We start from the raw sequence: 25,082 nt of genomic DNA on the forward strand, positions 1-25,082 counted from the left end.
GACTTCTCCCCATTTGCAGACCAGAACCGCTTCGTTAGTCTCGAAGCACAAGAACTCTCCGGCACCCGCCGGGGCGACCGGAAGGTAACACCATGACGAACCTCAAAGTCAGCTACGCCGACATGAAGGATGCTGCTGGCCGTCTCCGCACGGGCCAGCAGGACATCGAAACGCAGCTGAAGAACCTCCGCGCATACGTCTCGCAGCTCGTCTCGGGCGGCTTCGTGACCACGTCCGCCTCTGGTGCGTTCGACGCGTCCTACGCGCAGTTCAACCAGGGCGCGACCGCGACCATCGCCGGTATCGAGGGCATGGCTCGCTTCCTCGACGTCGCAGCCCAGTCGCTGCAGTCGACCGACGAGCAGCTGGCCGCGCAGATCCGCCAGTAATCGCCGCACACCACACGAGGGGATGCCGACCTCGGCATCCCCTCGTGTGCGCCTGCACGACCTTCATCCACTCCGGGGGGAACGATGAGCGACCTCACGCTCGAGAGCAGTCTGCTGGACGCGTCGCGTTCATCGATCAGCGCCGCCATCCAGACGTTCGCGAACGCCGACCGGTTCGGCGACGACGTCGCCGGGCTCACGGGCCACAGCGGGCTCTCCGGCAAGGTGCAGGACTTCGCCGGCAACTGGGATCGCAAGCGCGGCCAGCTGCAGAAGAGCCTGGAAGGCATCCGCGACACCCTGCAGGCGATCGCCGACACCTTCGGTGACCTCGACCGCAACATGGCGAAGAGCGTCACCGACGGGATGAAGCACGTCGAGCGGCCACAGGGCGGCCCGGCTGAGACGCCTCCCACCGTCGGCGGCGGTCCGGATGGGGCCACTGAGCCGACTCCCGGACCTGCTCCCGGCCCCTCGCCGGCTCCTGCGCCGGCCCCCGGCCCTGCGCCCGAACCGATTCCTGCGCCGTTGCCGTCTCTTCCCGACCCCGGTATCGGTGGCGGTCCTGCGCCGGTGCTGCCGTCGCTTCCGGATCCGATTCCCGGGCCGTTGCCGTCGCTTCCCGAGCCCGGCATTGGTGGCGGTCCTGCGCCGGTGCTGCCGTCGCTTCCGGATCCGATTCCCGGGCCGTTGCCGTCGCTGCCGGGTGGGGTCGCCGGCCCCGACTTCCCCGACCTGATCGCGGATCCCCCGCGGGTGGATGTGCCCTCCCTTCCCGGCGCGCCGATCGCGCCCGCCCCGGGCATCGGTCTCCCGACGATCGAGGCGCTGCCCATGCCGTTCCCGGTCGCCGATCTCCCGGCCGCTCCCGAGTTCGTGACCCTCCCCGCCGAAGCCGTGCTGCCTCCCGAGAACCTCATCGCGTTCTCCGCGCCGGCCGAGCGCATCGACACGGTCCTCTCGGATCTCGGCTCCCTCATCGACATGCGCAGCGAAGGCGAGGCTCTCCGATGAACGGTCTCTGGAACCAGAACGACTGGTCGCAGTTGCTCGAGGGCGACCCCGGCACGCTCGAGACCCGCTCCGGTGCCCTGTCCCGTCAGGCCACCGCGATCAACGACGCCGCCCAGGCGCTGCAGGACATCGTCTCGGGTCAGCTGAGCAAGTCGACGACGGCGCTGCGGTCGACCGCCGCCGAGCTGCAGACCTCGATGTCGCAGGCGTATCTGCGCTACGACGAGACCGCCACAGCGCTGCGCACGTACGCCGTGACGCTGGCGCCCATCAAAGAGCAGGCGGCCAGGGACATCCCGGCTCTCGAAGCCGCGCAGGGCCGGTTGGGCACGGCAGAGCACGCGGCCGGCGATGCGCAGCGGCGGCAGTGGTTCGAGGGGCTGAGCAACTCGCCGCAGGATGTCCGTCAGGACACCGCCGACGACCTCTCCCGCGCCGAGCGCCAGGCGACCGCCGCCCAGTCCGACATCAACGCGATCGTCGCTCGTCTCCGCGCCGGAGCACAGAGCAAGGAGGATGCGGCACAGGCCGCCATCCGCGCGATCGAGAGCGTCATCAGCCAGGGCAAGGACTCGGTCCTCGACAACATCGCCCAGTTCTTCGAGGGCGTGGGAGATCTGCTCGCCGGCATCGGGCGTTGGGTCACGGATGTCATCAAGGGGGTCCTCGACACCCTCTCCGACATCTGGAACGCGCTGCTGCCGAAGATCATGGCGGTGCTGCTGCTCGCACTGATCCCGATCGTCCTCGGGCTGGCGGGACTCCTCCTCGGCGGACCGCTGCTCGGCGCCGTGCTCGCCCTCCTCGGCGGTGCTGTCGCGCTGACGATCGGCGGGGTGCTGATCACCCGCATCCTCACCGACGTGCTCGCACCCGGCCCCGAGGTCACCCCCTTCGAGATCAATGAGCGGGACAACCCGATGCCGTCGCGCGCGGACTACGCGAGCGACGCCGAATACCAGGCGGCCCTCGAGGCATGGAAGGACCAGACCTCGACGATCGGCGATCCCTCCCTCGAGAACGCCTTCGCAGAGGCCGGCCTGGTGGACTGGCTCGGTGGCACCTCGCCCGCCGATGAGCAGGGCGTCATCCGCGTCGAGCAGGTCGTCGGGGCAGACGGAGTCACCCGCTGGCGCGTGGTGCTTCCCTCCACACAGGACTGGGTCATGAGCCTCGACGGGATCAACGACGCAGGGGCGACCAACGACCTCGACAGCAACCTCGCGCTCATGCTCACGCCCGAGCTGCAGACGCAGTACGAGCGTGCCGTGATGCAGGCGATGCAGGATGCCGGCATCGATCCGGGCCCGAACGGCGACCCCGTGATGCTCGTCGGGTTCAGCCAGGGCGGCATCATGGCGGGGCATCTCGCGGCGAACCGGTCGAGTGCCTACAACTTCGAGGCCGTGATGGCCTGCGGTTCTCCCATCGATGCCATGCGCATCCCGCCGACGACGCAGGTCATCTCGATGCAGCATCAGGGTGATCCGGTGCCCATGCTCGACACGCTCACCAACGGCGCGGTGAATCCTCGGCAGGAGGAGAACTGGCGCACATTCACGCCTGTCGCCCCCGGTCACCAGCCGGCCGCGATCGACGCCGGCGCGCACAACGCGGCTCTCTACAACATCAGCTGGCAGGAGCAGCTCGCGAATCTGCCTGCCGACGAGCGTGCGAGACTGGAGCAGTTCTACGCGCACGACGGTGCGACGGTCGTGACCGAAGAATATGCATGGAGTGAGTGATGTCCCGACGTCTGACACTGACCGCCGCAGGAATCGGCGTCGCCGGGTTGCTGTTGACCGGGTGCTTCCCGACCGGTGCGCCCGCGCCGGAGAAGACTCCGCCCGCATCCACCCAGGAGGCTGAAATGACCGATCCCGCACCCGTCGTCGAATCGGTGAAGTCCGCGCTCCCCGAGGCGCTGCAGGTCGAGGTCGAACCCATCAGGGACGGCCTCACCGGCGGATGGCTGATCCACGCCGAGGTACCACTGGGCTACGTCGTCACGGGCGATGCGCTGCAGTCGGTACTGGTCGCCGCCTGGAACGCCTCGGAGCCGAAGCCGGCGTTCGTCGCGTTCAACCCGTGGTCGACGTTCGAGGGCAAAGAGGGTGCGATCGAGGCCCAGCGGGCGGCCGACGAGCTCGGCATCGACTGGAGCCCGAGCTTCTCCGTGGGCGTGAACGTGCCGGACTACGAGATCGAGAAGCTCGCCGGTGAGTGAGGTCGCCGTCGAGGCGGCGACGCCCGAGCTGCGCTTCCGACTTCTCGGCGCCTGGCACCCGGTGCTGCTGAACGACCTCGACAGCGGTCCGCTGGTCTCCGACTTCGTCGACGAGGTCTTCGGCCGTCGCGACGAGGATTCGACGCTGCGGGCGCTGACCCGCCGTGACCTCACCGAGGCGGTCGCGAGTGCTCGCGCGCTGCACGCCAAGGCGATGTTCCTGATGACCGAGCTGCGCCCCGGCACGCCGCTGCCGGTGACCCTCACGGTCTTCGAGCAGCCCGATCTGCGGATGTCCCCGGCGATCGGGGTCTCGCCGCAGGCGGTCGTCGCGACGCTCGAGAAGGTCTTCACCGAGCTGCAGCGTCCCCACCTCGACACCGCCCACCGGCTGCAGATCCCCGGCTCCGCGATCCTCCGACTGCACAGCATCGAGGAGCAGAAGCTGGCCGACGAGGAAGACCTGCGTGAGGCTCCGGAGGAGTTGGCGGCTGAGGCGGGGGCGGCCTCGATCCGTCGGCTGTCCGCCGACTACTGGTACACGGTCCCCGGCTCGAAGCAGGTGCTGCTCGTGAACCTCTCGACGCCGGTCGGCGACATCCCGCACGTGCTGCTCGGGTTCTTCGACAGCATCGTCGAGGCGTCGTACTTCGAACTGCCGGCTGCACCGTCGGGGGCGTCCGCCGAAGCCTGAGCCGCCCTGGTCCCAGCGCGGTCAGCGCGTGGCGGCCGCGGCGTCGGCGAGGTGCCGCGCGTTGTGGCTGAGCACCTTGACGATGATGCCGTGGCGGCGGAGTTCCGCGACCGTCCTGGCGCCCTCGTCGCTGTCGCGCCCGAGAGCGGCGATCGACACGACGACCAGCACATCACCGGGACGCAGGGTGCCGATGAGGCGGGAGAGGCGGTCGCTCCAGCTCTCCAGGACGTCGGGGGCGGGGTGACGGAAGCCCTCGATGGGCACGCCGAACCGTGTGAGATCGGCGCGCTGCTCCACGACCGACGGCATGTCGTCGCGGGAGACCACGAGTCCGACCAGGCGTGAGCCGTCGGGGCGGGCGAGCCAGAAGTTCCGGTTCTCCTGCAGTTCCGTGAAGCACTTCGGGCACACCGCCGCGTCATGCGGAAGGTGCAGCGGGCTCGTCAGGGCAGCATCAACGGATGCCGCCTCCGTGGGTTCGATCGTCTCGCTCATCGCGCACCTCCGCGTTCCATTCTGCCCTGTCGCGGGTGCGGATGCAGACCGTTGTCAGGGGGTGCCGTTGTTCGCCGAGTCCGTGATCTCGGCTTCCTGCGTCTCGAATGCGGTGGCGGAGTCGCGGGCGACCACGCCGGCACCGGCGGTCATGCTCTGCAGCTGCAGGAGCGAGGCCTTGGCCCACATGGCCCAGGTGTCGGCGGCGGCCGAGACCGTGGAGCTGCCGCAGCCGGCGAGGGAGAGGTCGACGTCGAGGCTCATGCCCCATGCCGTGCTCTGGAGCGTGCTGCCGGTGGCGCCGACGGCGTCGGAGTCGAACTGGAGATCGGTCATCACGGCACCTTCACATCGTCGGGAGAATAGGTCTCGGTCGGGTCGGGCTGCGGGTCGAAGAGGGCGACGCTCGCGCCTGCGATGTCGCAGTCCTTCGTGGTGACGGAGTCGGTCTCGACGAGGTGGGTGTCGTCGTCGCGGATCACGCGATAGACCACCTCGCGGCCCGAGGTGGGCTCCGGCGCGGAGGTGCGGTCGGCGTCCAGGTACCAGTCCTGCGCCTGGCAGACGGTCACGAGCGCCTCGCCACCCTCCTCGTCGACCGAGAGCGGGATCATCGGAACCGGGCCGGGATAGGTGAAGAACCGGTCGGCCTTCGCCTCGTCGCGCTGCCACTGGGCCGCAGCGTCGATCGCCGCTGCGGTCGTGGTGTCCTGCAGCTCGTCGGAAGTGTAGTCGCGGGTGAACGCGGCGATGCTGAGGGCGGTGTCCGATGCGCGGACGGCCTGCACCCACGGGCTCGACTCGAGCTCACCCGAGGGCTCGCCCGACTGCCAGCTGACCGACGGCGGCTCGATGGCCGCGGGGGTGCACCCCGTCAGCGCGAGACCGATCGTCGCGATCCCGACCACTGTCAGACCCATGAGTCGACGCCTGTACTGCATTCTCAATGCCCCTCTGCCCACGACGAGCTGGCCTCGACGCCTCGCTGATAGTCCGCCAGCATCTCCTCGGCCAGATCTGTCGCCTCCGCCGGGGAGAGCCCCTCCGTCATGCCGAGATCGGCGAGCATCTGCTCGATGGTGTTGATCATCGCGATCTCGCGGCCGGAGGCGCTGTTCTGCTGCTCCTCCAACAGTACTTCGTGCGAATTGCCCCACGCCGCCTCGGCATTGCCGAAGCCCCAGTCGGAGACGCCGCCGATGACGGCATCCTGAACGACATCGATCGCGACGCTGCCGCCCTCGACGAGGACGTCGCCGACGGCCGGGATCGGGATCAGCCCGACGACCGTGCTCACGCCGTCGATGGCCTCCTGGACGGCCGCATCGTGGCGTCCGGCCTCTCCGAGCGCGGCGCCCTCCCCCGATCCGTCGAGCCAACCCTGCAGCTCGACGACGCGCTCGAGGGCGTCCGCGGCGAAGGCGCTGCCGGGAGGAGCGAAGTCGGCGAGCGCGATGAGCGCATCCTGGTACTGACGCACCGACTGGGAGATGACATCCGCGCCGGCCGACGGCGAATCCCCATCGCTCCAGGTCGCGGTGCCGAGAAGCTGGGACAGCTGCGCCTGCGTGACGTTGGGGATCGAACGCGGGTCGGTCGTCCCGATGAGTGCGTCCTGGATCGACAGCGCACTCGCGGTGCGGGGGTCGCTCTCGCTGAGGTTCTCCGAGAAGTACGGCATCGCGACGGAGATGCCCTCTGCGATGCGCACCTGTCCGATGCTCGTGAGGTTCTCCGGCAGGAAGCTCTCGTTAGTGGTGAGCTCCCGCACGATCTGGGTGGTGAGCTCGGCCACGCGGTCCCAGGTCTCCGGGTTGTACGTGTGCGTCGCGTCGGCAGGGCCGCCCGCGGCCTGCTGCGCACCGGCCCAGAGCGCGCCCGGACCCTCGAAGCCGTCGCCGCTGCCGTCGGCACTCCAGTCGCGGTCGCCGTACCAGTACTCGACACGTCCGGGGCCCAGGTCGCCGTCGCCGTACGGGTCTTCTCCGGTCGCCGTGAGCCAGTCCAGTGCCGCGTCGGGGTAGGTGCCGAGCGTTGAGAAGACGCGGCCGGCGAGGTCGTCGACGCGGTTGCCGTTGAGCCCGGTCGTCTCGCCCTCGAGCTGCGCGAGGAAGCGACCGCCCGCGTTCGGCGAGGTGTCGTACCAGCCGCCGTTCTGCATGCTCATCGGGTCGCGTTCGATGCGGTCGATCTCGTCGGCCATGGCCACCGTGAGGTTCACACCCAGCGGGTTGTTCTTCTCGTCGGAGAAGAGGAAGCCGATCGCCGCGACCGCGCCGCCCACGGTCGAGGAGGCGCCCTCGAGCATGCTGTCGGCGAAGTCTCTCGAGGTCGACGGCATCCAGATCTGGGAGCCGGTCGACAGGCCCCCGCGGATCATGGTCGCGAGCGCGAGTGCCGCTGCGGGGTCGAAGCCCTCGGTGATGGCCGCGTCACCCAGGTTGTCGATCATCGAGACGGTGCTCTCGCCGCCGACCTCGAGGAAGAACTGCGACATCACGAACGTGTCTTCGCCCCAGACCGAGAAGAAGTCCTGCAGGGCCTGCACGTTCTCGTCGGTGACGTCGCCCTCGGCGATCTCGTCGGCGAGGTTCGCGAACGCGTCTCCGAGGTTCTCGAAGGTGAGGTCGTCGATGTCGTCGATGCCCGCGGCGCTCAGCGCCGACTGCATCTGGTCCCACCGCGCCGATGCCGGCGGCTGGAGCGCCGTCGTGAGCGTGCTGTCGGCGGTCTCGCGCTGGTCGGCGAGGGTGCGCAGCTGCTGTGCGGCCATCCGCATGTCGTACAGGCCGGGCTTGTTCCCGCTCGGCACCCAGAGGTTCGACCCCAGGGTGGCATTCGGCGCGTTGGGGGTGAAGGCCGACGGCAGGAACGGGCTGTCCTCCTGCTCCGCGGCCTTCCACGTGGCGTAGCCGGTGGCGTAGGCCTGGTGCGCCGCCGTGGTGGCGACGCGGATGCGGTCGACCTCGGTGGCGTAGGCGGAGAGGGCCGACTGCACGGCGGCGAACTCCGTCTTGAGCTCATCGCACAGGGTCTGCGGCTTCGCCAGCGACGTGCGGAACGCGGCGCCCGCGTCTCCGGCCCAGATCTCCTCGGTCGTGCCGGTGGCGGCGTTCGACAGAGCCGTACGCACCGTCTCGGTGCCGGTGTTCCGGTTGCTGACGCGTGTCGCGGCATCGTTGACCGCCCCGGTGTTCCCCCGGCCCGGATGCAGTTCGTCCCACTGAGTCATGTCGTGCGCCCCTCCTCGACGGTGTTCCCGTCCCCCAGCAAATCTAGCGGGGGTGACGAAGACCGGCGATGGGCAGAACTCCCCATGCGCCTCACCGCTCGTGCGCGGTCAGGCGATCACAGCATGCCGAGGGTGCGCACGGCTTCGCGTTCGTCGACCAGCTCGGCCACCGAGGCGTCGAAGCGGGCGCGGGCCCAGTCGCTCAGTTCGAGGCCTTCGACGATTCGCCACTCGCCGTCGACAGAGCGCACGGGGAACGACGAGATCAGACCCGCAGGAACCCCGTACTCGCCGTGCGAGACGACGCCGGCCGAGGTCCAGTCGTCGGTGCCCTGCACCCAGTCGCGCACGTGGTCGATCGTCGCGCTCGCCGCGGATGCCACGGACGACGACCCGCGCACCTGGATGATCTCGGCGCCGCGCTTGGCGACGCGCGGGATGAAGGTCTGATCGAGCCAGGCCGGCACGTCGCCGACGATCTGCTCGAGAGCGTCGCCGACCGGCTTCCCGCCGACGGTCGCGTGCGAGATGTCGGGGAACTGCGTGGCCGAGTGGTTTCCCCAGATGGGCACCCGGCGCACGGTGTGCACCGGAACGCCGAGCGTCTGCGCCAGCTGGGCACGAGCGCGGTTCTCATCGAGCCGGGTCAGGGCGGTGAACCTCTCGGCGGGCACGCCGTCGGCTGCCGCGGACGCGATCAGGGCGTTGGTGTTGGCGGGGTTGCCGACGACCGTGACGCGTACGCCGGATGCCGCGTTCGCCGCGATGGCCGCGCCCTGCGGGCCGAAGATACCGGCGTTGGCCGCGAGCAGGTCGGCGCGCTCCATGCCGGGTCCCCGCGGGCGGGCGCCCACGAGCAGCGCGAGATCGGTGCCGTCGAACCCCACGGCGGCGTCATCCGTCACCTCGACGTGCTCGAGCAGGCCGAATGCGCCGTCCTGCAGTTCGAGCGCCGCCCCCTCCGCGGCGCCGAGTCCCTGCGGGATCTCCAGCAGCCGGAGCCGCACCTTCTCATCGGGTCCGAGCAGGTCGCCCGCCGCGATGCGGAACAGCAGTGCGTAGCCGATCTGTCCGCCCGCGCCGGTGATGGTGATCGTGGTCGTCATGCCCCGAGCCTACGACCGTTCGGCCGATCTCCGCGCGGAGTACCCTCGACGCATGACCTTCAATCCCGACGCCGACATCTCGGGCAACACCACGCGTCGACGCGGCCGCAACGGAGCCATCGCCGGCGGGGTGGGCGTGGGCGTGCTCGGCATCATCGCACTCATCGCCGGACCGCTGCTCGGCATCGATCTGACCGGATTGATCGGCGGCGGCGCGCCCGGCGGCGGCAGCGAACCCGCCGGGGGATCGGTCATCGAGAACTGTGAGACCGGTGCGCAGGCGAACGCCGACGTCGACTGCCGCATGGCAGGTGCGCAGCTCGTGCTTGACGAGTTCTGGGCCGACGAGGTCGAGGGCTACCGCAAGCCCGGATTCATCGTGGTCGACGGGGCGACGAACACGGCCTGCGGTACGGCATCCAACGCGGTCGGGCCGTTCTTCTGCCCCGGCGACGAGACGGTCTACATCGATCCGACCTTCTTCCAGCTGATGCAGGAGCAGTTCGGCGCATCCGCCGGCGAACTCGCCCAGCTGTACATCGTCGGGCACGAGTGGGGTCACCACATCCAATGGATCACCGGGGTCATGGACGATTACCCGAACAACGGCACCGGTCCCGGAAGCAACGGCGTCCGCACGGAACTGCAGGCCGACTGCTACGCGGGTGCCTGGATCGGTCGGATCTCGGAGGAGACCGACAGCAAGGGCGTCCCGTACCTTCAGCCGACCACCGAGAAGCAGCGCATCGATGCCCTGAACGCGGCGTTCGCGGTCGGTGACGACCACATCCAGGAGCAGTCCGGCTTCTCGAACCCGGAGAGCTGGACGCACGGCTCCAGCGAGCAGCGGCAGCGCTGGTTCGCCGAGGGGTATCAGAACGGCCTCGGCGTCTGCGAACAGGTGCTGACGCTGCCGACCGACCAGCTGGATCCATAGCCGCAGCGTGACCCGCTAGCGTTGACGATGAAGTCTGCACGACCGGCCGGGGGACCGAAGATGAAGAAGACGGATGCGCTGTATCCACCGATCGAACCGCACGAGACGGGGGAACTGCTCGTCGGCGACGGCCACCGCGTCTACTGGGAGGTCAGCGGCAACCCCGAGGGCAAGCCGGTGGTGTTCCTGCACGGCGGGCCCGGCAGCGGCACCTCGCCCTGGCAGCGCCGGTTCTTCGACCCGAAGGTCTATCGCATCGTGCTGTTCGACCAGCGCGGCTGCGGACGCAGCACGCCGCACGCGAGCGCGCCCGATGCCGACTTCCGGTACATCACGACCGCGCACCTGATCGCCGACATCGAGCTGCTGCGCAAGAACCTCGGCATCGAGAAGTGGCAGGTTTTCGGCGGGTCGTGGGGGAGCGCCCTCGCGCTGGCGTACGCGCAGGCGCATCCGGATGCCGTGACCGAGCTCGTCCTCCGCGGGATCTTCACGCTGCGTCGCGTCGAGCTCGAATGGTTCTACGAGGGCGGCGCCGCCGCGCTGTTCCCCGACCTCTGGGAGAGCTTCCTCGCGCCGATCCCCGTGCTTGAGCGCTCGCACATGATCGAGGCCTACCACCGGCGGCTGTTCGATCCGGACCCCGCTGTGCACGTGCCTGCCGCGATCGCCTGGTCGACGTGGGAGGCGGCGACCGTGACGCTGACGCCGGATGCCGCGCAGATCGGCGCGATGTCCGACCCCGAGAAGGCGACCGCGTTCGCCCGCATCGAGAATCACTTCTTCGTCCACCGCGGCTGGTGGGAAGAGGGGCAGCTGATCGCCGGGGTCGACGTCATCCGCCATATCCCGACCGTCATCGTCCAGGGGCGGCACGATGTCGTGACACCGATGATGACCGCGTGGGACCTGCACCGCGCCTGGCCCGAGGCCGAGTTCGTCGTGGTCGACGATGCCGGGCACGCGGCCACCGAGCCGGGTACTCAGAAGGCGCTGCGCGCCGCGACCGACCGCTTCGCCCGCGCCGCCCGCTGAGCCTCAGGCCTGCAGTGCCTTCGTCAGCGTCTTCAGGAGTCCCACGACGCCGCCGTTCGCGCGGTGGCGGGTCAGCCCCTCGCTCACGGCCGCGCCGGTGCGCGCCGACACGAACCACGGCGGCTTCGGCAGGATCGTGAGGCGTCCGCCGCCGTTCGCGATCGGCAGCGACCGCGGGAACGGGCGGAACGGTCCGCGGAGCACCGAGCGCTCCACCCCGTCGAGCAGCAGCGCGTTGTGCACGACGCCGATGCCGCTGCCGACGTCGTCGATCGTGCCGCCGGGGAACGCGCCCCAGGTGAGGGTCGGGGTGATGAAGCCGAAGGCGGTCCAGCTGTTGATCGCGATCGAGCCGTAGCGGAGCGCCGCGATGGCCCGCTCGAAACCGGCGCCGAGCGCCTTCTCAGTCGCCGGGTCGATCAGCAGGTTCGCGCCGAGGGTGCCCTGGAGCTTGTCGTTCGCGTGGGCCACGGCGGCATCGAGGAACTCCTGGCCGGTGCCCGCAACGGTGACGACGCCCAGCACCGGCGCGAAGTACTCGGTGGTCTCGAGCGCAGCCGCATCGTCGTCGGCGTCGATCTCGACGAGCAGCCGGTCGCCCAGCACGAGCGCATCGGGGTAGGCGTCGGTCGCGAGCTCCATGCGCGAGGGAGAGCCGGGGTACCAGATGGGGCGCTCCGGGGCGTTGGCGTACGCACGTCGCAGCGCGGCGCGGAACGCATCGGCCTGGTCCCATTCGGACGACATGATGACGACCTGGCCGGCGATGCAGTTGTGGCCGGAGTTCTGCAGGCGCATGGTCGCGATGTGCTCGGCCTGGTAGGTGAGATCGGGGTCGGTCCACGCGCCGGGCACCACGATGATGGGGGAGACCCCGCCGAGTTCGGCGGTGATCGGCTTCTTCAGCTGCGGGCGGTTCTCGCGCCGACGACGCTTCGTCGCGGCAGCCCCTTCGCCCTTCGACGGCCCCCACACGATCGTGTCGAACGTCGCGGCGGAGCCCGTGATGTGCACGTGCACGAGCCCGGGGTGGCCGGTGAGATACGCGCCGACCGCGGGGCCGCCGCGCACGATGCGGAGCAGTCCCGGTTCGATGAGGGGTGCGAGCGCGCGCTTGTACACCGGCACCAGAGCATCCTGCGTGGGGTTGACCTTCAGCAGGGCGGTGCGGTTGTGGGCGAGCAGTTCGTACAGCACGTCGAGCACCGGGATCGAGGTCACGTTGCCCGCGCCGAGCACGAGTCCGACCCCGCCCGGTTCGGTGGGGGTGCGCTGCGCGAGGCCGGCACCCGCGCGCGCGGCGTTCGGGGTGATGCCGGGCTCGAGCCACACCTCGCCGGTGAAGCCGGACAGCAGGAACTTGTCGATGCCGGTCAGGGGGAAGGCGTGCACGCGGGTGCGTCCGCCGGGGGCGCGGTCGATCGTGAGGCCGTCGAGCGGATTCACGCCCTTCGCCAGGCGGGAGAGCGTCTCGATGTAGGCGTCGAGCGCGCCGAGCACACTGTAGGGGCCGCTCAACCATTCCTCGCCGCGCAGCGGGTGCTTCCCGTCGAGCCCCTTGGAGGCGGCGGCCGTGTTCGCCCAGTCCTCGGCGGTGGCTGCGACGCTCGTGCGCACCGCGCGTAGCAGCGTGACGCGCTGGGCGACCGTGAGGGCAGACCAGGTGCGCGCCCCGGACTGCAGGTCATCGACCGCGGCGTCGAGCCGTTCCTGCTCGCCCTCGCGCAGTGACGGGGACTCTGCTTCCGGCGCGCTCTTCGAGGCGGATGCAGGGGCGGGAGTCGTGTTCGCAGAAGTCATCGGCGTCTCCTTCGGACGGGATCCCAGCTTAGGCGTCGGAGGTTCCGACGGCCTCGATGTCGGCGCGACGGAGGCGGTAGCGCCGGAGCGCCAGCAGGCTCGCGGCCATCAGCACGGCGGGAAGGATGCTGAAGCTGAGCACGATGCCCGTGATCGCGGCCTCCGGCTGCTCGACCGTGGCTCCGGCGACGGTGGAGATGTAGCCGGTCGCGGCGAGGGTCAGCGACACCGCGGTGGCGCCGAGCGCGAAGCCGACGGTCTCACCCGCCGTCCAGATGCCGGTGAAGGTGCCGGCCTGTCCCGGACCGCTCGTGCGCTCATCGTGCGAGATCACGTCGGGCAGCATGGCCATGGGCAGCGACTGGAGCCCGGCGTAGGCGATGCCGGCGACCGCGACCGAGGCGTAGATCCAGGCGCCGGGCGCCCAGACCGCGAAGACGAGCGTCGCGGCGGCGGCGGTGAACAGAGCGCTGGCCATCGCGAACGCCCGCTCCTTGCCGACCCGCCTCGCGATGACGGTCCACGCCGGAGTCGCGAGGAGTGCAGGTCCGACGAGGGCCACGAACACGAATGTCACGGCATCCTCGCTGCGCAGCACCCACGTCGCGACGTACTGCGCCCCGGCGAGCATCGTCCCCGTGGCGAGGGCCTGCAACACGAACGTGCCCAGCAGTGCGCGGAACGGCTGGCTGCGCTTCAGGGCCCGGAAGCCCGACATGTACTGATCGCGCCATGTCGAGTCGGCGATCGCGGCGGCCGGGGCTGCCACGGTGCGCCGGGCGGCGATCGTCGCGGTCCGGGAAGCGATCAGCATGCCGATCCCGATCACGAGACCCGAAGCGATGCCCATCAGGAGATACCCCATGACGGGGTCGTCGCCGGCATTGCGCAGCGCGGGGCCTCCGGCGCCGAACAGCAGGATCGCCCCGGTGAGCACGACCACGCGCCAGCCGAGCAGACGGGTGCGCTCGTCGTAGTCGCCGGTCAGCTCGGCGGGCAGGGCGACGTACGGCACCTGGAAGAGGCTGAACGCCGTGGCGGTCGCGAGGAAAGCGAGCAGCACGCTGATCGCCCCGGCGACCGGACCCCAGGAGGGCGGCACGGCGAACGTGAGGGCGAAGAACAGGGGGAGGGCCAGAGCACCGGTCACCATGAACCCGCGACGGGAACCGGTGCGAGCGAGCTGGCGGTCCGACGCGGCGCCGATCAGTGGATCGATCAGGACGTCCCAGATCTTCGCGGCCGTGACGATGAGTCCGGCCGCGAGGGCGGCGACGCCGAGGTTGTCGGTGAGGAAGTACGTCAGCACCAGCCCGGGCAGCGTGGCATAGCCGCCGGTCCCCAGCGACCCGATCGCGTACAGCACGATCGTGCGCGGGGAGAGGCGGACGGATGCTCGTTCGGGCCGAGCCTCAGTGCTCATCGCGCCAGTGTAGCGGCGCGATGGGGGCCACTCAGATCAGTGCGAGTTCGCGCAGCTTCGACTCGACGTCGGCGTTCGACGGCTCGACATGGTGCGAGGCGTCGGGGTACACGACGACCGGGATGTTCGTGCGACCGGAGATCTCCTTCGCGACGTCCGCGGCGGCGGGCTCGGCGACGAGATCGACGTAGGTGTACTCGACCCCGAGCGCATCGAGCTGCTTCTTGGTGCGGATGCAGTCGCGGCACCAGTCGGCGCCGAACATCGTGATGGTGTCGGAGGCAGGAGAAGTCATGTCTCCAGCCTACGGCCGCCCGGACGGAGTGGCGCTGAGCGTCAGCCGGGTGCTCGGCGACCGGTGTCCACCTCGCGGGGCAGATGCTCGACGGGGATCACGACCACGTCCTGCATCTTCCAGTCGATGTCGGCGATCCCTTCTGCGGCGGCGGTGAGATCGTCGAGTGCCACCTTGCGGCGATGCGGCACGACGAACGCCTCGATGTGGAACACCTGTCCCTGATCGCGCATCCGCACTCCGGCCTGCGCGACCCAGGGCCGACTCCGCAGGTACGAGACGATGTCGGCGGCCAGCGGATGCGGATGCTTGCTGTCGTAGGTGCGTGCGCGCTGATCCATCAGGTCGACCACGGCCGTCTTGGTGTTGCGGAAGCCGTCCCAGATGATGCCGAGGGAGATGAAGAGGGCCGCCGCCCCGTCCAGCCACCACGCGCCGACGCCGATGCCGAGCACGCCGACCACCGACGCCACCGTGGTCTGCCAGTCCGCCTTCGCCATGTCGGCGTCGGCATACAGGAGCTTGTTGTGCAGCACCGGGGCGAGCTTCGACTTCGCCGGGCCGTAGAAGAACACGGGCCCGATGATCACGACCATCATGACGCCCACCATGAGCCATCCGAGCCAGATCGTCTGACCGAACAGCTGCACGGTGCCGATCGTGGCGTGCTCGGCCGCGATCAGCCCGGTGACGGCCTCGACGGCGAGATTCAGACCCACGGCGAGGAGCGCGACTCCAGCCACGAGGTGCCCGACGCCCATCGCGCGGTGCAGTCCGTAGGGGTGCTTCTTCGTGGGACGACGGCGCACGAAGAGCAGCGCCGTCAGGAACGCGAACTGCGGGATCAAGGAGAGCATGTCCTCTATCCAGGCTGTCCGCATGGCCTGCGACTCACCCACGACGAGTGCGATCACCGCGATCGTGATCGACGTGTAGACGATCGTGAAGATCTCCCACTTCACCGCGCGACGAACCGCCCGCGCCTGCTCCGGTGGCAGCGTGGTACGGCCGAACTGCCCGGTCTCGGTCATCCGCCGACCTCCTCGTCGAGGAAGGTCTCCAGTGTCGACAGGAAGGCGTTCTCGCCGAGTGGAACCAGCATCACGAGCTCACGCCCGTCGGCGCCCTCGATCCCGCGATAGCCCCGTGTGACACCCGCCCTGTCGATCCACGGGGTGTCGGGGGTGATGCCGCCGGCGATGAGGTCGAGGTCGCCTGCCTCGAGCTCGGTCACGAGGGTCTCCTCCGACGCGACGGTCCACTCGGTGTCGGCGTCGATGCTATCGGCGAAGCGGTCCACGAGATCGACGATCGTTCCGGTGGGGTCGCCCTGGCTCACCTCCACCAGCTCGCCATCCGGGGACGTGCCGACGCGCAGCACTCCTCCCGAGACGGAGTCCAGGGTGCCGTCGGGGTCGGTGGGGATCGAGAGGCCGCACCCCGCGAGAAGGGCGACGGCGGCAAGCACGACGAGGGAGGCGACCGGGCGCCGGATGCGCCGTCGTTGCGTCATCGCAGATCTGTCCACGCCCCGAGAGTGCTCCGCGCGCCGTCGTCCCGCAAAGCCGTTGACGAGTGGCACTGCCGAGCGCTAGCGCCACGCAGATCGGGCGCCGTCTCTTGTGGGTAAGGGTACCCTTACCTATACTCGAAACCATGAGCAGCGCATGCGAGCACCTGCAGGATCCCGACTGGGACGACATCGAAGGTGCCGTGCTCATTGCCGGCGACGCGGCCGATGCCAGCGTCATCGCGAGCATCGCCGCGCGGTTGCCGTGGGACGCGCAGGGCGTGATCATCCTCGAGGCGGCGGCGCGCATCCAGTTCCGCCACATCGACGTGCCCGAGGGGGTGTCGGTGCGCTGGTTGGTGCGCGGTGACGGTATCCGTGCGCACACGCGTGGCGAGCGACTGGCGAACGCGGTGCACGCGTGGTGCGTCGAGTGGACCTGCTCCGAGCCGCCGTCGCAGTGGACCGTCTGGCTCGGGCCGCACACGCCGCCGCATGTCGCGCGCATGGCGCGCAGCCTGCTCGGCGTCGCGAACTGACCGCTCGGCGACGATCCGCTCAGGCGCTCAGGCGCTCAGGCGCTCAGCGGACCGCGGCCACCGCGGGAGCGTTCGCGCCCGCGGTGATCGCGTCGAGGGCGCGGCGCAGCGATGAGCTCGACGTGTGCGCCGTGTACGGGAAGTACACGACCTCGACCCCGACCTCGGCGAACTCGCTCTCCAGGCGCAGCCCCTTGTCGGTGCCCCGCCAGTCGTCGCCCTTGAAGAAGTGCGTGAACTGCACGTCGCGCCACGAGTCCATCTTCGACGGCGTCGTCTCGACGTAGACGTCGTCGACGAACGAGATGTGCTTCACGATCTCCGCACGCTCCGCCGTCGGGATGACAGGCTCGATGCCCTTCACCTGACGCAGCATCTCGTCGCTGACGACGCCTGCGATCAGAATTTCGCAGTGCTGCTTGGCGTGACGAAGTAGATTCAGATGCCCGACGTGAAACAGGTCGAAAGCACCAACGGCATAGCCGATACGCGTCCCCATGATCTCCCCAGATCAGTAATTCCCCAGTAAGCGGATCCCCATCCGCTTCGCGACTCCCACAGCCGCGGTTCGACAGTCTAGCAGGTCTGGGTTTCGTTCCCCACAGCAACCCATGGAACGATGGAGGCCGCACGCGGTGCGTGCGCGGAACAGGGGGCTGACGTGGGGACACCGGTCACGGTCATCGTGCCGACGTTCAACGAACGCGAGAACGTCGCTGAGCTGGTCGCCCGCACCGCCGCCGCGCTCGCCGGGTGGGACGCCGAGATCCTGTTCGTCGACGACAGCACCGACGACACCGCCGCCGAGATCGAACGGGTCGCGGTCGACGCATCGATCCCCGTGCGGGTCATCAATCGCACCGAGAACACGAACGGACTGGGCGGGGCTGTGGTGGTCGGACTCGAAGCCGCGGCATCCGATGTCTGCATCGTGATGGACGGCGACCTGCAGCACCCACCGGAACTGCTCCCCGTGCTGCTGGAGCGTCACGCCGCAGGGGATGCCGACGTCGTCGCGGCGTCGCGCTACATCGGCGGAGGCGACACCAGCGGGCTCGGCACAGCGGTGCGCTTCGGCGTCTCACGCGCGGCGACCTGGCTGACGAGGGCGATGTTCCCGATCCGTCTCGCGCGCAGCACCGACCCGATGACCGGCTTCTTCCTGGTCGACCGGCGTCAGCTCGACCTCACGGCGCTCCAGCCGCAGGGCTTCAAGATCCTTCTCGAGATCCTCGCGCGCAACGATCTGCGCATCGCCGAGGTGCCGATGGAGTTCGCGGAGCGCCGGCACGGCACCTCGAAGGCGAGCCTGCGTCAGGGGGCGACCTTCATCGCGCACCTCGCCCGCCTGCGCTTCGGGAAGATGTCGCTGTTCGCGCTCATCGGCGTCATCGGCGCGGCCGCGAACCTCGGGATCATGTGGGCACTCACCGCCGCCGGCGTGCCCTACGTCTGGGCGGCCATCATCGGCGCCGAGGTCACGATCATCGGCAACTTCCTGCTGCAGGAGCGGTTCGTGTTCGCCGACATGCGCACGGATGCCCGGGCCCTGGGCATCCGCTTCGCCAGCTCCTTCGCGTTCAACAACGTCGAGGCCGCGCTGCGCATCCCGGTGATGGCGCTGATGGTCGAGACCTGGCACATCTCGAGCGTGCTCGCGACGGCGCTCTCGTTGATCGTGGCGTTCTTCGCCCGGTTCCTGTTCCACTCGCTCGTCGTCTACGCTCCGCAGCGGCGGCGCAAGGGCGATGCCGCGGGGGCCGAGCCGCCGACGGACACCGCCGCCCTGCGGGTCATCCGCGCGATCGATGCCGAGGCGATGAAGCCGGGCGAGCTCTAGCTGCTCGCGCCGAGGTATGTCGCGAGGGCGGCATCCGCATCCCGCGGCGTCCATCCCGTCGCCTCGATGCGTCCGAGGTCCAACACGCTGTTGAGCGGACGCGGGGCGATCGGGCCGGCCTGGTCGGCGAAGTACTCCGTGGTGGTCACGTCGGTCACGCCGGAGGGATCATGCCCGGTCAGGCGGTACACGGCGCGCGCGATGTCGGCCCACGAGCGCGGCTCTCCCGCGCCGGTCACGTTGTAGACGCCGCAAGGAGCGGCGGTCGACAGCAGGTGCAGGATCGCCGAGGCCAGATCTTCGGTGAAGGTCAGGCGCCCGATCTGGTCGCCGACGACCCGCGGTGCGATACCCCGCTCGGCGAGCGAGGCCATCGTGCGCACGAAGTTGCGCCCCTCGCCGATGACCCACGACGTGCGGACGATGTAGTGCCGCGGCACCGTCGCGACGACGGCGTCGCCCGCGGCCTTCGTCTGGCCGTAGACGCCGAGCGGGCGCACCGGGTCGGACTCCGTGTACGGGCCCGCCTTCCTGCCGTCGAACACGTAGTCGCTGGAGACGTGCACGAGCGTGATGCCGTTCTCGGCGGCGATGCGTGCCAATGCGGTCACGCCGGTGACGTTCGACGACCAGGCGTCTCCGCGGCCGTCGTCGGTCTCGGCGAGATCGACCGCCGTGTAGGCGGCGGCGTTGATGATCGCGCGATAGTCGCGCCATCGCCGCGCCGTGGCGAGGTCGTCGGCCCGCAGGTCGAGGGTCTCCCGCGTCGTGTACTCCACGTGCTCGGCGTCGCCGAGCGCGGCGCGCAGGGCGAGTCCGAGCTGGCCCGCGCCGCCGAGGACGAGGATCTTCTTCGGCCCGATCGGCGTCACATCGGCGAGGCGCGGGTGCGCGAGGTCCTTGGCCGACACCTCGACGTCGGCGAGCGGGATCGGCCACGCGATGGCCGCGGTCTCATCGGCGAGGTTGAGGAACGAGTACTCGGCGTCGGGCGACCAGTGATCGTTGACGAGATAGGTGTACGCCGTGTCCGCCTCGAGCGTCTGGTACGAGTTGCCGACGCCGCGGGGTACCAGGATCGCGCGCGACGGATCGATCTCCGTCGTGAAGACCGTGCCGAACGTGTCGCCCGCGCGAAGGTCGACCCACGCCCCGAAGATCTTCCCGGTGGCGACCGAGACCCATTTGTCCCAGGGCTCCGCATGGATGCCGCGCGTCGTGCCGACCGCATCGTTGAAGGAGACGTTGTTCTGCACCGGTCCGAAGTCAGGGAGGCCGGCGGCGACCATCTTCTCGCGCTGCCAGTTCTCCTTGAACCAGCCGCGCGAATCCCCGTGCACCGGCAGGTCGACGACGAGCAGGCCGGGGATCGGCGTCTCGGTGACCGTGAGCGCCTTGCCGAACTCCGTCATCACTGGCCCTTCGCCGCGTAGAACGACTCGGTCGCATCCTTCGCCGGCGCCCACCAGTCCTCGTTCTCCCGGTACCAGTCGATGGTCGAGGCGAGCCCCGACTCGAAGTCGGAGAACTGCGGCGCCCAGCCCAGCTCGGTGCGGAGTTTCGTGGAGTCGATCGCGTAGCGCAGATCGTGGCCCGCGCGATCGGTCACGTGGTCGTAGGCGTCCGCGGGCTGTCCCATCTGCGTGAGGATGAGCTCGACCACCGACTTGTTGTCCTTCTCGCCGTCGGCGCCGATCAGGTACGTCTCACCGATCTCGCCCTTGTCGAGGATCGTCAGGACGGCCGACGAATGATCGTCGGCGTGGATCCAGTCGCGCACGTTCTGGCCGGCGCCATACAGCTTCGGACGGATGCCGCGCAGCACGTTTGTGATCTGACGCGGGATGAACTTCTCGACGTGCTGGTACGGCCCGTAGTTGTTCGAGCAGTTCGAGATCGTCGCCTGCACTCCGAACGACCGCACCCACGCGCGCACCAGCAGATCGCTGCCCGCCTTCGTCGACGAGTACGGCGACGAGGGGTTGTACGGCGTGTTCTCGGTGAACCGCTGCGGGTCGTCGAGTTCGAGGTCGCCGTACACCTCGTCGGTCGAGATGTGGTGGAAGCGCCGCTCGTGCCGACGTGCGGCCTCGAGCAGCGTGTAGGTGCCGATGATGTTCGTGTCGAGGAACGGCCGCGGGTCGTGCAGCGAGTTGTCGTTGTGCGACTCCGCCGCATAGTGCACGACCGCGTCGGCTTTCGCGAACAGCCCGTCGACGAGCTCGGCGTCGGCGATGTCCCCCTCGACGAGCTCCACGCGGTCGGCGGGGAGGCCCGCGAGCGATGCCCGGTTTCCGGCATAGGTCAGCTTGTCGAGCACGGTCACGTGCGCGTCGGTGTGCGCCACGACATGGTGCACGAAGTTCGATCCGATGAAACCGGCGCCGCCGGTCACGAGCAGCCGGGTCATCGCTTGCCTCGTTCCAGGAGCTCGAGCAGGTAGGAACCGTACCCGGATTTCACGAGGGCTTCGGCGCGCACGCGCAGTTCGTCGTCGTCGAGGAAGCCCTGGCGCCAGGCCACTTCTTCGGGCACGCCGATCTTCATGCCGGTGCGGCGCTCCATCGTTCGCACGTAGTCGGCGGCATCCGTCATCTGGTCGAACGTCCCGGTGTCGAGCCAGGCGGTGCCGCGGGGCAGCACCTCGACCTGGAGCTTGCCGCGTTCGAGGTACTCGCGGTTGACGTCGGTGATCTCGTACTCGCCGCGAGCGCTGGGAGCCAGGTTGCGGGCGATCTCGATCACATCGTTGTCGTAGAAGTACAGGCCGGGCACGGCGTAGTTGCTCTGCGGATTCTTCGGCTTCTCCTCGAGCGAGATCGCCTGGCCGGCGTCGTCGAACGCGACGACGCCGTACGCCTCGGGCTCGGCGACCCAGTAGGCGAAGACCGCGCCGCCGTCGATGTCGGCGAAGCGCTTGAGCTGGGTGCCGAGGCCGGGGCCGTAGAGCAGGTTGTCGCCGAGGACGAGGGCGACGCTGTCGTCGCCGATGAAGTCCGCACCGATCGTGAACGCCTGCGCGAGCCCGTCCGGCGACTCCTGCTGGGCGAACGTCAGCGAGATGCCGAACTGCGAGCCGTCTCCGAGGAGTCGTTCGAAGTGGGCGGCGTCGTGGGGCGTGGTGATGACGAGGATGTCCCGGATCCCGGCGAGCATCAGCGTCGACAGCGGGTAGTAGACCATCGGCTTGTCGTAGACCGGGATGAGCTGCTTCGAGACTCCCAGTGTGATCGGATGCAGTCGCGTACCCGAACCGCCCGCCAGAATGATGCCCTTCATGATCCCCCTCGTGAAAACGTCGATGTCCATGGTGGCGTCACAGAAGGGACGGCCATCCCCTGCCGTCCGACGACCCCCACAGTCGTACGTCCGACTCTAGCGGGTCACCTCACCGGCGGGTGAGTGGATGCTGTGACGTCCGGTGCGGGATCTCCGTGTCCGTCCCGGAATCGGCTCTTGTCAGGGTGCCTGTGGAGGTCCATAGTTGGCTCGTGGAATCCGAGGGTGGTGCCTCGCTGTCTCTCACTTGGGCTCATCGTGCCGAACAGTCGGTGCCGGCCTGGGAGCGGAGCCATGCCAGGGGAGAGGTCCCGAGCGTCTGGCCCTACGGACTGGATGCGCTGCGTGATCATGCGGCCGTGGCGGTGGTCGATCTCCCGCCGCCCGGTCGGGTCGCTCGTGTGCGAGCGCGGCTGGGCATCGAACCTCGCCCCGTCGAGGGCCTGGCCGTGACGTGGGACGAGAACACCGCGTATCGCCTGCAGATCCTGCATCCCCGCGTCCGCTACGCCACCGGGGTGATCTGGCTCACCGACATGGCGCAGGCAGGTCCCGCTCCGGCCCGCCTGCTCTCGATGCTGGGCGGGGCCGAATCCGCGTGGGTGCTCAGCGAAGGGCAGATCGACCCGCTCCGGCGCCTGCTGGGGAGCCGGGGTCCGCGGGTCTTCCCGATCCCGTTCGGCATCGACAGCGACTTCTTCGGCGCGCAGCCCTCTCCGACGCAGCCGCGGATCGTCAGTGTCGGCAACGACCGTGACCGCGATCCGGCGACGCTCTACGCGGCTCTCGCGCGCGTGCTCGCCGCGCGGCCGGACACGGAGGTCGTGGTGCAGACGGGTTCCGATCTCGTGCCGCCCGAGGGGGTGCGGGTGGTCCGGCACATGCCGCACGCGGAGCTTCGGGATCTCTATGCGACCGCCAGCGTCATCGTCGTCCCGACCAGGCCGAACCTGCACGGCTCGGGGATGACGGTGGCTCTGGAAGCGCTGGCGACCGCCCGCCCGGTCGTCGTCTCGGATACGCCCGGCATGAGTCAGTACGTGAGCGAGGGGCGGACCGGCCACCTCGTGCCGCCGGGGGACGCGGAGCAACTCGGGAGGGCGGTGCTGGGCCTGCTCGATGATCCGCAGCGCGCGGCCGAACTCGGGCGCAACGGCCGGATCGAGGTGGAGCGCAGCTTCACGACGCAGATCATGGTCGCGGCCCTCGTGCAGGGGCTGCTGCAGCGGGTGTGATCGTGGCGGTCGCGCCCCGACCCCGCGGCGCGATGCCGCTCAGCCGCGTCGACGCTTGAGCGCGACGCCTTCGCGGAACGCATCCCGGTGCGCCGGGCCGGCATCCACCCACTCGCGTCGGGACAGGTCGGGTGACCCGGTCAGCGTCGATGCCGCGCGCCACGCGTCGACCACCGTGGGCGCATCGAGATCTCCGTCGTACATGAGCACCCATTCGGCACCCACTTCGCGCGCCAGCGCCTCGTTCGCTTCGTTCCGCGGCACCAGCACCGGACGCGCCATCGACAGAGCGGCGAGCACGCTGCCCGAGTTGTGCATGAACCGGTACGCCAGCACGATGAGCTCGGACGAGGTCGCGAGCTGGACGAGTTCGGCATCGCTCAGGAAATCGAGGTGCATCTCGACGCCGGGAAGTCCCGCGGTCCGCGCCCGGAGGTCGTCGCCGAGCTCGGGGGTGGATGGGCGCCCGCCGATCTTCAGGCTCAGCGTCGGCTCGGTCGTGACGGCTTCCGCGTAGGCATCGATGAATCCTTCGAGGCCCTTGTAGCGGCGGACTCCGCCGAACGATCCGAGTCGACCGGGCACGCGCTCGGCGGACGGGAACTTCGCGTACCAGTCGCGGTAGTGCCCGTGCAGGATCAGGCTGTGCGGCGTTCCCGGCGGGAGCGGCGTCGTCTCGTTGATGACGATCCGGTAGTCGGTGTGGCGGTCGATGAAGCGCAGCAGCCACAGCCGCGGCGCGTTGTCGTCGGGGAGCTCGATGTTGTGGACGGTCCGCACCACCGCGATGCGCCGGGAGAAGCGGTGCCGGAAGACGAGAGCGGTGGTGAGGAGGAACTTCCCGGTGGACTTCCACCAGGAGGAGCCGTGCAGCTTGGCCTCGGGCCAGTGCCAGTGGAAGGCGTCGTAGCGCCCGAAGAGTGCTGTGCCCCACGAGAAGCGCAGCCGTTCGAGGCCCTCGGTGGACCCGAGCGCTTCGTCGAGCATCTTGTTGTACGGGTTCGTCGTCGGGCGCGGTGCGCCGAGCGACTGCATCACGCGGATGGTCGAAGGGGAGTCGGTCATGGTGGTGTCATCCTCCGATGGGCGACGGTACTCGTCGTAGCGGCGGCCGAGCGCGGCCGCGATCGTGCCGCGACCGCGATGTACGAGGCGCGTGCCCCTGGCGTGGTGCGTGATGTTCCGGGTCAGCGCGCCGAAGGCTCGGCGCAGACCGCCGACGATGATCCTGGCGACACCGCCGACCAGGGCGCGAACGCGCAGGATCCCTCGTCGCGCCCGCCCCTCGGTGAGCTGCAGCTGGATCCGCGTGCCGGCGTTCGCCGAGCTGAAGGCACGCTGCGCCGCCCACGCCCGGCTGAGTCGCGCGGCGACGACGAGGTCTTCGGTCTCGGACTCGTTGCACCACACGATGAGGCCGCCGCGCTGAGCCAGCTGCCGGGAGAACAGGGTGTCCTCGCCGCCGCCGAGCCCCAGCGACGGATCGAAGCGCAGGCCGAGCCGGCGGATGGAGCGGAGGTCGAGCAGGAGGTTCCCCGCTGCCGCGACCTGCAGGACCGTACCCGTCTTCCTCGGCGGTCGCCGGAATGTGCCCGAGGCGAGCAGCCAGGGATCGACGTCCTCGTCGAAGACGGAGATGACGCGTCCCATCACCGCGTCGGCTCCGTGCTCGCGCCAGACCGTGAGGAGAGAGGAGAGCCAGGCCTCCCGCGGGATCTCGTCGTCGTCGATGAAGGCGAGGAGGTCGCGGTCGCCGCATTCGTCGAGGATCCGGTTGCGAGCGGCGACGATCCCCGCCGTCGGCTCGACCACGTACCGGACAGGGAGTCCTGTGCCGGTGGCCACCTCGCGTGCCGACCCCTCCGGGTCGTTGTCGACGACCAGCACGTCGATGTCGAGACCGAGGTCGGCACATTCAGCGATGCGCGACGGCAGGGTTCGCAGCAGTGCCTCCAGGAGGTCCGGCCTCCGGTAGGTGGGTATGCCGATCGTCACTGCGATCATGTCGCTCGATTCCGGTCCCCTGGTC

25 protein-coding genes are annotated in these 25,082 nt (G+C 69.4%); 10 read left to right on the forward strand and 15 right to left on the reverse strand.

Going from position 1 to position 25,082, the window contains the following annotated elements; genetic code table 11:
* The first annotated feature begins 92 nt into the window (after positions 1–92).
* The 5 genes from CQ034_RS17455 (at position 93) to CQ034_RS17475 (ending at position 4,324) form a co-directional block, all read left to right on the forward strand.
* The gene (locus CQ034_RS17455) at positions 93–389 is read left to right on the forward strand and encodes a WXG100 family type VII secretion target (RefSeq protein WP_017204355.1); all 297 of its coding nucleotides are present in this window, start codon (positions 93–95) and stop codon (positions 387–389) included.
* Between the two features lie 84 nt (positions 390–473).
* Positions 474–1,403 (forward strand): hypothetical protein, encoded by a 930-nt coding sequence (locus CQ034_RS17460; RefSeq protein WP_105712065.1) that lies wholly within the window; start codon positions 474–476, stop codon positions 1,401–1,403.
* A complete protein-coding gene (locus CQ034_RS17465; RefSeq protein ID WP_105712066.1) occupies positions 1,400–3,148 on the forward strand; it encodes a hypothetical protein in 1,749 nt (582 codons plus the stop codon). Before CQ034_RS17460 ends, CQ034_RS17465 begins: the two co-directional genes overlap by 4 nt.
* Positions 3,148–3,630, forward strand: a complete 483-nt coding sequence (locus CQ034_RS17470) for a hypothetical protein (RefSeq protein ID WP_105712067.1) — start codon at positions 3,148–3,150, stop codon at positions 3,628–3,630. The genes CQ034_RS17465 and CQ034_RS17470 overlap by 1 nt, the downstream gene beginning before the upstream one ends.
* Positions 3,623–4,324 (forward strand): hypothetical protein, encoded by a 702-nt coding sequence (locus tag CQ034_RS17475; RefSeq protein WP_105712068.1) that lies wholly within the window; start codon positions 3,623–3,625, stop codon positions 4,322–4,324. The genes CQ034_RS17470 and CQ034_RS17475 overlap by 8 nt, the downstream gene beginning before the upstream one ends.
* A gap of 21 nt (positions 4,325–4,345) precedes the next feature.
* On the opposite strand, the gene CQ034_RS17480 is transcribed toward CQ034_RS17475, so the two are convergent.
* The 5 genes from CQ034_RS17480 to CQ034_RS17500 all read right to left on the reverse strand — a co-directional run bounded on the left by CQ034_RS17480 (position 4,346) and on the right by CQ034_RS17500 (position 9,160).
* Positions 4,346–4,822, reverse strand: coding sequence for a recombinase family protein (locus CQ034_RS17480; RefSeq protein WP_105712069.1), 477 nt, complete (start codon positions 4,820–4,822; stop codon positions 4,346–4,348).
* Positions 4,823–4,876: 54 nt separating this feature from the next.
* Positions 4,877–5,158: a hypothetical protein gene (locus tag CQ034_RS17485; protein WP_029262893.1), complete on the reverse strand. Its 282-nt coding sequence runs from the start codon at positions 5,156–5,158 to the stop codon at positions 4,877–4,879.
* A complete protein-coding gene (locus CQ034_RS17490) occupies positions 5,158–5,742 on the reverse strand; it encodes a hypothetical protein (RefSeq protein ID WP_146114874.1) in 585 nt (194 codons plus the stop codon). Before CQ034_RS17490 ends, CQ034_RS17485 begins: the two co-directional genes overlap by 1 nt.
* A 23-nt stretch (positions 5,743–5,765) precedes the next feature.
* Positions 5,766–8,054: a DUF6571 family protein gene (locus CQ034_RS17495; protein ID WP_105712071.1), complete on the reverse strand. Its 2,289-nt coding sequence runs from the start codon at positions 8,052–8,054 to the stop codon at positions 5,766–5,768.
* 116 nt (positions 8,055–8,170) lie between these two features.
* Entirely contained in the window at positions 8,171–9,160 is a 990-nt protein-coding gene (locus CQ034_RS17500; RefSeq protein ID WP_105712072.1) for a malate dehydrogenase, read from the reverse strand.
* Between the two features lie 52 nt (positions 9,161–9,212).
* On the opposite strand from CQ034_RS17500, the gene CQ034_RS17505 reads away from it, so the two are divergent.
* Positions 9,213–10,097, forward strand: a complete 885-nt coding sequence (locus CQ034_RS17505) for a neutral zinc metallopeptidase (protein ID WP_105712088.1) — start codon at positions 9,213–9,215, stop codon at positions 10,095–10,097.
* Positions 10,098–10,124: 27 nt separating this feature from the next.
* The gene (gene pip / locus CQ034_RS17510) at positions 10,125–11,132 is read left to right on the forward strand and encodes a prolyl aminopeptidase (RefSeq protein WP_258134254.1); all 1,008 of its coding nucleotides are present in this window, start codon (positions 10,125–10,127) and stop codon (positions 11,130–11,132) included.
* A gap of 3 nt (positions 11,133–11,135) precedes the next feature.
* On the opposite strand, the gene CQ034_RS17515 is transcribed toward pip, so the two are convergent.
* Genes CQ034_RS17515 through CQ034_RS17535 form a run of 5 tightly spaced genes read right to left on the reverse strand, consistent with a single transcriptional unit; the run spans position 11,136 to position 16,178 of the window.
* On the reverse strand, positions 11,136–12,932 hold the full coding sequence (locus CQ034_RS17515; protein WP_105712074.1) for an aldehyde dehydrogenase family protein: 1,797 nt from the start codon (positions 12,930–12,932) through the stop codon (positions 11,136–11,138).
* Positions 12,933–12,960: 28 nt separating this feature from the next.
* Positions 12,961–14,355: an MFS transporter gene (locus tag CQ034_RS17520; RefSeq protein ID WP_258134255.1), complete on the reverse strand. Its 1,395-nt coding sequence runs from the start codon at positions 14,353–14,355 to the stop codon at positions 12,961–12,963.
* Between the two features lie 31 nt (positions 14,356–14,386).
* Positions 14,387–14,650, reverse strand: coding sequence for a glutaredoxin domain-containing protein (locus CQ034_RS17525; protein ID WP_029262885.1), 264 nt, complete (start codon positions 14,648–14,650; stop codon positions 14,387–14,389).
* Between the two features lie 41 nt (positions 14,651–14,691).
* A complete protein-coding gene (locus CQ034_RS17530) occupies positions 14,692–15,681 on the reverse strand; it encodes a cation transporter (RefSeq protein WP_105712075.1) in 990 nt (329 codons plus the stop codon).
* On the reverse strand, positions 15,678–16,178 hold the full coding sequence (locus tag CQ034_RS17535; protein ID WP_308737273.1) for a transporter substrate-binding domain-containing protein: 501 nt from the start codon (positions 16,176–16,178) through the stop codon (positions 15,678–15,680). The genes CQ034_RS17530 and CQ034_RS17535 overlap by 4 nt, the downstream gene beginning before the upstream one ends.
* Positions 16,179–16,306: 128 nt before the next feature.
* Here CQ034_RS17535 and CQ034_RS17540 point away from each other — a divergent pair, with 128 nt between their 5' ends.
* Entirely contained in the window at positions 16,307–16,699 is a 393-nt protein-coding gene (locus tag CQ034_RS17540; RefSeq protein ID WP_105712076.1) for an SIP domain-containing protein, read from the forward strand.
* A gap of 43 nt (positions 16,700–16,742) precedes the next feature.
* On the opposite strand, the gene CQ034_RS17545 is transcribed toward CQ034_RS17540, so the two are convergent.
* Positions 16,743–17,198 (reverse strand): adenylyltransferase/cytidyltransferase family protein, encoded by a 456-nt coding sequence (locus tag CQ034_RS17545; protein WP_105712077.1) that lies wholly within the window; start codon positions 17,196–17,198, stop codon positions 16,743–16,745.
* 120 nt (positions 17,199–17,318) lie between these two features.
* Here CQ034_RS17545 and CQ034_RS17550 point away from each other — a divergent pair, with 120 nt between their 5' ends.
* Positions 17,319–18,539, forward strand: a complete 1,221-nt coding sequence (locus CQ034_RS17550; RefSeq protein WP_105712078.1) for a glycosyltransferase — start codon at positions 17,319–17,321, stop codon at positions 18,537–18,539.
* On the opposite strand, the gene CQ034_RS17555 is transcribed toward CQ034_RS17550, so the two are convergent.
* Genes CQ034_RS17555 through rfbA form a run of 3 tightly spaced genes read right to left on the reverse strand, consistent with a single transcriptional unit; the run spans position 18,536 to position 21,818 of the window.
* Complete coding sequence (locus CQ034_RS17555; RefSeq protein WP_105712091.1) at positions 18,536–19,951, reverse strand: bifunctional dTDP-4-dehydrorhamnose 3,5-epimerase family protein/NAD(P)-dependent oxidoreductase; 1,416 nt, start codon at positions 19,949–19,951, stop codon at positions 18,536–18,538. The two genes, CQ034_RS17550 and CQ034_RS17555, sit on opposite strands and share 4 nt — an antisense overlap.
* Positions 19,951–20,949, reverse strand: a complete 999-nt coding sequence (gene rfbB / locus CQ034_RS17560; RefSeq protein WP_105712079.1) for a dTDP-glucose 4,6-dehydratase — start codon at positions 20,947–20,949, stop codon at positions 19,951–19,953. The genes CQ034_RS17555 and rfbB overlap by 1 nt, the downstream gene beginning before the upstream one ends.
* Complete coding sequence (gene rfbA / locus CQ034_RS17565) at positions 20,946–21,818, reverse strand: glucose-1-phosphate thymidylyltransferase RfbA (protein ID WP_029262877.1); 873 nt, start codon at positions 21,816–21,818, stop codon at positions 20,946–20,948. The genes rfbB and rfbA overlap by 4 nt, the downstream gene beginning before the upstream one ends.
* Positions 21,819–22,030: 212 nt before the next feature.
* Between rfbA and CQ034_RS17570 the strand changes: the two genes are divergently transcribed.
* Complete coding sequence (locus CQ034_RS17570) at positions 22,031–23,053, forward strand: glycosyltransferase family 4 protein (protein ID WP_105712080.1); 1,023 nt, start codon at positions 22,031–22,033, stop codon at positions 23,051–23,053.
* Positions 23,054–23,092: 39 nt separating this feature from the next.
* On the opposite strand, the gene CQ034_RS19800 is transcribed toward CQ034_RS17570, so the two are convergent.
* Entirely contained in the window at positions 23,093–25,057 is a 1,965-nt protein-coding gene (locus tag CQ034_RS19800) for a glycosyltransferase (protein WP_258134256.1), read from the reverse strand.
* Positions 25,058–25,082: the final 25 nt, after the last annotated feature.

The organism is Microbacterium sp. MYb45, assembly GCF_002979655.1.
Lineage (GTDB): Bacteria > Actinomycetota > Actinomycetes > Actinomycetales > Microbacteriaceae > Microbacterium.

Bases quoted from the DNA above. Each gene is read 5' to 3' on its own strand.
- CQ034_RS17470 (WP_105712067.1), top strand. From the start codon at position 3,148: ATGTCCCGACGTCTGACACTGACCGCCGCAGGAATCGGCGTCGCCGGG.
- CQ034_RS17480 (WP_105712069.1), bottom strand. From the start codon at position 4,822: ATGAGCGAGACGATCGAACCCACGGAGGCGGCATCCGTTGATGCTGCC.
- CQ034_RS17495 (WP_105712071.1), bottom strand. From the start codon at position 8,054: ATGACTCAGTGGGACGAACTGCATCCGGGCCGGGGGAACACCGGGGCG.
- CQ034_RS17460 (WP_105712065.1), top strand. From the start codon at position 474: ATGAGCGACCTCACGCTCGAGAGCAGTCTGCTGGACGCGTCGCGTTCA.
- CQ034_RS17505 (WP_105712088.1), top strand. From the start codon at position 9,213: ATGACCTTCAATCCCGACGCCGACATCTCGGGCAACACCACGCGTCGA.
- CQ034_RS17555 (WP_105712091.1), bottom strand. From the start codon at position 19,951: ATGACGGAGTTCGGCAAGGCGCTCACGGTCACCGAGACGCCGATCCCC.
- CQ034_RS17540 (WP_105712076.1), top strand. From the start codon at position 16,307: ATGAGCAGCGCATGCGAGCACCTGCAGGATCCCGACTGGGACGACATC.
- rfbB (WP_105712079.1), bottom strand. From the start codon at position 20,949: ATGACCCGGCTGCTCGTGACCGGCGGCGCCGGTTTCATCGGATCGAAC.
- CQ034_RS17525 (WP_029262885.1), bottom strand. From the start codon at position 14,650: ATGACTTCTCCTGCCTCCGACACCATCACGATGTTCGGCGCCGACTGG.
- pip (WP_258134254.1), top strand. From the start codon at position 10,125: ATGAAGTCTGCACGACCGGCCGGGGGACCGAAGATGAAGAAGACGGAT.
- CQ034_RS17500 (WP_105712072.1), bottom strand. From the start codon at position 9,160: ATGACGACCACGATCACCATCACCGGCGCGGGCGGACAGATCGGCTAC.
- CQ034_RS17515 (WP_105712074.1), bottom strand. From the start codon at position 12,932: ATGACTTCTGCGAACACGACTCCCGCCCCTGCATCCGCCTCGAAGAGC.
- CQ034_RS17530 (WP_105712075.1), bottom strand. From the start codon at position 15,681: ATGACCGAGACCGGGCAGTTCGGCCGTACCACGCTGCCACCGGAGCAG.
- CQ034_RS17485 (WP_029262893.1), bottom strand. From the start codon at position 5,158: ATGACCGATCTCCAGTTCGACTCCGACGCCGTCGGCGCCACCGGCAGC.
- rfbA (WP_029262877.1), bottom strand. From the start codon at position 21,818: ATGAAGGGCATCATTCTGGCGGGCGGTTCGGGTACGCGACTGCATCCG.
- CQ034_RS17550 (WP_105712078.1), top strand. From the start codon at position 17,319: ATGGAGGCCGCACGCGGTGCGTGCGCGGAACAGGGGGCTGACGTGGGG.
- CQ034_RS17490 (WP_146114874.1), bottom strand. From the start codon at position 5,742: ATGGGTCTGACAGTGGTCGGGATCGCGACGATCGGTCTCGCGCTGACG.
- CQ034_RS17465 (WP_105712066.1), top strand. From the start codon at position 1,400: ATGAACGGTCTCTGGAACCAGAACGACTGGTCGCAGTTGCTCGAGGGC.
- CQ034_RS19800 (WP_258134256.1), bottom strand. From the start codon at position 25,057: ATGATCGCAGTGACGATCGGCATACCCACCTACCGGAGGCCGGACCTC.
- CQ034_RS17545 (WP_105712077.1), bottom strand. From the start codon at position 17,198: ATGGGGACGCGTATCGGCTATGCCGTTGGTGCTTTCGACCTGTTTCAC.
- CQ034_RS17520 (WP_258134255.1), bottom strand. From the start codon at position 14,355: ATGAGCACTGAGGCTCGGCCCGAACGAGCATCCGTCCGCCTCTCCCCG.
- CQ034_RS17455 (WP_017204355.1), top strand. From the start codon at position 93: ATGACGAACCTCAAAGTCAGCTACGCCGACATGAAGGATGCTGCTGGC.